4 protein-coding genes and 3 pseudogenes are annotated in these 5,168 nt (G+C 34.9%); all 7 read right to left on the bottom strand.

Annotated features, from left to right (window positions below; genetic code table 11):
- Positions 1–2,136 (bottom strand): annotated as a pseudogene (locus Wcon_RS13120) (phage tail tape measure protein); the annotation flags it as partial.
- The gene (locus Wcon_RS12615; RefSeq protein ID WP_255565541.1) at positions 2,118–2,249 is read right to left on the bottom strand and encodes a hypothetical protein; all 132 of its coding nucleotides are present in this window, start codon (positions 2,247–2,249) and stop codon (positions 2,118–2,120) included. The pseudogene Wcon_RS13120 and the gene Wcon_RS12615, both read right to left, overlap by 19 nt.
- Entirely contained in the window at positions 2,246–2,503 is a 258-nt protein-coding gene (locus tag Wcon_RS09110) for a phage tail assembly protein (RefSeq protein WP_114517844.1), read from the bottom strand. The genes Wcon_RS12615 and Wcon_RS09110 overlap by 4 nt, the downstream gene beginning before the upstream one ends.
- 34 nt (positions 2,504–2,537) lie before the next feature.
- Complete coding sequence (locus tag Wcon_RS09115) at positions 2,538–3,044, bottom strand: phage major tail tube protein (RefSeq protein WP_114517843.1); 507 nt, start codon at positions 3,042–3,044, stop codon at positions 2,538–2,540.
- Between the two features lie 11 nt (positions 3,045–3,055).
- Positions 3,056–4,235: pseudogene (locus Wcon_RS09120) on the bottom strand (phage tail sheath subtilisin-like domain-containing protein).
- Positions 4,228–4,788, bottom strand: coding sequence for a hypothetical protein (locus tag Wcon_RS09125; protein ID WP_114517910.1), 561 nt, complete (start codon positions 4,786–4,788; stop codon positions 4,228–4,230). Before Wcon_RS09125 ends, Wcon_RS09120 begins: the two are co-directional and overlap by 8 nt.
- A gap of 22 nt (positions 4,789–4,810) precedes the next feature.
- Positions 4,811–5,168 (bottom strand): annotated as a pseudogene (locus Wcon_RS09130) (hypothetical protein); the annotation flags it as partial.

The raw sequence follows: 5,168 nt of genomic DNA on the forward strand, positions 1-5,168 counted from the left end.
CTATTTTCACATCTACTTTTCTTGAATGCTTTCTTAACTTCTTCTTGTTCTATAGCTCTTTTTTCTTCTATAACACCTTTAACTTTAAAACTCTCAAAATTGCCTTTACTATTTTCTGAAAATTGTTTAATAGCACTATTACTTGTCAATGGGTTTCCGTTACTGAAAATGCTATTTTTAGAAAGCTTATTAACAAAATTTCCATTATTTTCAAATTTTCTAATCGGGCTATTCTCAGCAAATATGCTACTAACTGTATTTCCCATCCATGAAAAAGCTTTTCCTATAGGTTCAATGAGTGATTTCCAAAAGCTAGAGAAAAAGTCTTTCACTTTTTGCCAGTTAGTTAGAACATAAACTGCACCAGCAACAAGACTCGCTATTAAAAGTCCAATTGGGTTAGTCATTACAGCGAGTGTTATTGCTCTTAGCCCTGTTATTACTGCAGGAAAAACTATACTTGATAAAGATGAAAATGTTGTCAGTATTGTTGCTTTAAGACCAAAAATTGTACTTCCTAATAAAGTAATTCCATAGCCTAATCCCACTACTAAGACTTTCAAACTTATCAAAGCTGCTAAAGTACTCATGATTGCCGTAGTTAAAGTTGGATATTTTTCTGCAAAAGAAGCTATACGCTCTGTTATTGCTTTCAAACTTCCAGCTACATAATTTAAAGTAGGCAACATTACTGACCCTAGATTCATACCAGCTTCAAATACTGCATTTTTAAGTAATTGTAATTTATTAGCTGTAGTATTTGCCCGATTGTTAAATTCGTCCTGCATTGAAGCGTTATATTTTTCTTTATCAGCTAAATGTTCAATAGCTTTCTTGTAAATGTCTAAGCTTCCTACTAAAAGAGCAATGTCATCTTGAAACCCAGCACCAAATAGATTCATAAGAATACCAGCTCGCTCTTGATCATTTATTTTTTTTAAGGTTTCAAGGAATTGCAATATTGCCTCTTGAGGATTTTTTTTTAATAGTTTGTTCTAGCTCTTCTATACTTGTTCCCATCTCATCTAATGCATCGTGAAATTCGGGACTTTGCTCTCTTGCGGTCTGTAGTTTACTAAGAAAGTTATTTATAGCAGTTGCTGCTTTTTCAGGTTGTTTACCTAAACTTATGAACGCACTTGCTAAGCTACTTGCTTGATCAATTTCTAAACCAAATTGTTTAGCATTACCGCCAATTCTATTCAGTGTAAGAACCATTTCTTTTGCTTTAGCAGCAGTATTATCTGAAAGATGGTTTATTATGTTACCTACATTTTCCATACCATCAACTTTAATTCCATATACATTGGATATTTTTGCAATAGCATTACCAGCTTCTTCTGCCGACATATCAAACGCTGTGGTCATTTTAGCAACTATTGTTGTAAATTCCAGAAGATCCTCTTTTTCAATACCAAGTTGACCACCACTTGCAGCTATTTGTGCTAATTCTGCAGCTGACAAGGGTATTTCACGAGACAACTTTTTGAGCTCTTGAGCAAATTTATTAGCTTCATCTTTTTTACTATCAAACCTTACTACTTTCTTTACATCAGCCATAGCCGATTCAAAATCAACAGCAACTTTAATTGGCGCTGCAAGCGTTAGCCCTAGCCCAATAGTTTCTATAATTTGTGACTTAAAATGTGCTTTGCTTGCTAAAAAACTTTGGTGACTACGTATTGCAGACCCAAGCTTACCATACTTACCTTTTAGCACTTCAATAGAAGAACCAAGTTTATATTGATCACTTACTAATGACTTAATATTTCTTCCACTTTTCCTTACTTCTTCATTAAATGAATGCAAAGCATCTCTCTTTTTCAAATATGCTTCTTTTGCTTTTGTTGCAGAAAACTTAGCTTTATCAAACTCAGCTTTTAAAGTTTTGCTTGGTTTCTCTATTGCTTTCATTTGTTTAGCTAAAGATTTTACCTGATCCTCAAAACCTTTCCATGACCTTCTGCTAGTTAAAACATCACTACCCAACTGCTTAAACTTTGATACTGATTTTAAAGATGAATCAAGCTTTCTTATATTCTCACCAAGACGGGTAAGTTGACTACTGCTTCCCTTTATTACAGTATTAAAACTGCCATCAAGTACCGCACCTATTTTTATCGATAATACTGACATTTGAACTCCCTAGCTAATTTGCTCCATAAAATAAACTCACTAATCTCCATATCAAGAATGTGCTCAACTCCACCACCTATGATAGAGCCAAGCACTAGTATTTCTAATCTCAAGTTTTTTGGATAATCGGTGAAAAAAAATCCTTTAATACCTCTTGCACTTTCACATAATCAGCAATATCTAACTCTTCAATCGCTTCTTTTGCAACTGATGTCAAATTGGCAGTCAAAGTTACTTCTTTACTAAGGTCACTACCATTTAAGCGTTCAATTGCAAGATAGTCTCTAACTTTTGGACGTCTAACAGTAAGTTCTGAGACAGAAATTCCATCAACTGTTATTGGGTTATTAAGTGTTATAGTGTGCATTATTGCCTCCTTAAAATAAAATTTCGAAATCTTTTCATATGCCTAAAATCGTTTGCAGCAAGGCCATTTGATCAACACCATTTATCTTTCTTATCATATTTTCAGCATCGATCTCTATCAGTTCATTACCACCTATGGTAAGTTTATAGTAATGAGCAGCTACAGTACACTTCAGCGTTGCTTTTTCAGCAGGTTTCCAGTTACCAAAATCAAATTCTTTAAAAATGCCTCTTAAATTGATTATTACTCCTTCAATATCATTGCTACCACTCCCTTGCATTCCACCCCTTAGCGTTAGAGATACAGAGTTTCCATTTATCAACCCAAATAGCCTAAAGAGTTCTGTGTCGTATTCAGAAAAAGTGAAATCTGCTTCCAATTTTTCCATGCCTATATCAATATTTATTGGAATATCCATACCACCAGCTCTGTATTCTTCGGTTTTTATGGTAAGCTTTGGTAGCGTTATTTCATCTATTTTTCCCGCATAGCCTCTACCATCAACAAATACGTTAAAATTTCTCAGTATTTTTGGTAACACTTTGCTTTCTCCTAACTTATATTGACAAGATGAGACCTGAATATTATTTGCTCAGCTGGATATGGTGGTGTAAACTCGAAGTCAAAATACACTTTCCCGCTTGCAATGTTTGCTGGTGTATTGAGTTCTGGTGTTGCATAACATTTTCCACTGATAATAGCTCCTTGGGCTTTTAAATTGGCCAAATAAGAATTCACCCCCTCAATCACATCATCTATATAAGTTTTGGTGATATTGCGATCAACTGCCCATAAATGAGCTCGAAGTAAACTATCATTGATTAAATCTGCAGTCCTTCTCACTGACAAAAAAGCCCATTTTGAGTCATTTGAACATGTTCTATTTCCCCAAAGCCTATAGCCGTTTTGATGAATTATCGTTGTTACTTCATTTTCATTTAAGTGGTTTGCTCTGCAATTTGTATTACCGAGCGTAAAATCAATAGGCCTGCTTGTTCCAACAATACCATTTATCTCTTTATTTGAAGGTGAATGCCAAAATCCTTGTTCGCTATCTACTTTCGCTATTAAACCTGCTACAAATGGGCTAGACGGTAAAATTTCTTCTTCTCCTTCAATAAAGTACCTTCACCCATGGATCAACTACGTAAACTCTTGAGCTGCCTACACTTTTTCTCCATTTTATTGCTTCTTCATCATTAGTATTTGGTCCATCTGCAACAATAATTGCTCTTAATTTTTCTGCTATGGAAATTAAAGCACTCACTACTGGATTTACTCCATCTATTTCAGGTAACTGATGAGTAAACTGAGGTGCAATTAATATTCTTGGAGCAACATGAACTATACTTTCACTACTGAGGAATGCCTCTATCCCTTGATATTCTCCAGTCTCTTTATCAACTCCACCGATTATACTTTGAATAGTTTCACTTTCTTTGAGCTTTGGATCGCTGTTTTCACTTTCTTTAACTCGAATAACTACTACTGTTGCACCAATTTGGGAAAATATTCCATTTACTGCAGAAGGTAAACTGCCACTCTTTCCAAGCTTTGCTGCTTCCTTTAAACTTCCTGCTATCAGTACTGGCTTATTCAGTGGAAATTTTTGCCCATCTGCTTCAGGTGCAGTACCAATTACACCTATCACTGATGATTTAGCTGTGCGTACTGTTTTTGCCCCTGAGGTTACCTCAATAACATTTACGCCATGTAAAAATTCTTCAGCCATTTCTTTGTATTTTTTTCCTGAAATCATCGAGCAAAGTCTGTAGCTCATTTTCACTTTTGGCTTCTGCAATTTTCTTCTTGGTAATGTCTTCCAACTCTTCACATTTAATTATTTCTTTTACTGCTTTTTTTACTTTTTCTTCAATGATTCTTGCCATTTCAATAACCGTAATACCACGGACTTTTGCTAAAGGTTCTATAATTTCTTTATCCTTTTCATTCATAGATTCTGGTGCTGCTAGAATGCTTTTTGCGGCTTTTTCTTGTATTTGATACGATTTAGACTTTTGATGAGATACTCCTGTGTATTGGTTAGTATAGTTATCATAATAAGCACGAAGATTAGAAAGTGCAGAAAACTTCGCATTTTGTAGTAACTCCAATTCAATATCTTCTTGACTCCGCTGAGCAATTTCTCCTCCTTCTGTTAACTGATAACTCTTTTGCCAGTCGAAATTCTTTGGCGCTTCATACCAATCATTTCCTGTTGGCTTGTTTTCAAGTGTTGTTGTTTCTACTTGTTTGTTATGTTCAAATCTAATATAAATTGGCATTGGTTTTCTCCGTTTTCTAGTATCAATTCCAAATTTTATGAGTGGCATCTAATCCTGGGCATTGCCAAGCTCTTAGCGTTCTCTCTACGTCCACCTCAAGTCCTGTGGTGAGAAAATTGCTACGTATGTTATAAATTCCCCACTGAATAAATTGACCATAGGTATATACATTACCTGAGAGCACACCTTCACTAACTTTTGTTCTGGAATATAAATAAGATGATGTGTAAAGTAATATTGCAACTGTTTTTCCTGCTGGAATTTCTACATTGCCAGATCCGGCTAACTTGCTATCAGAACTCGTGTATTGGTAAACATTTTTCCACATTATTTTAGAGATTCTTGACTTACTGGTATTATCTGGCGTTCCCACAAATAAT

It is taken from the genome of Wolbachia endosymbiont of Cylisticus convexus, from assembly GCF_003344345.1.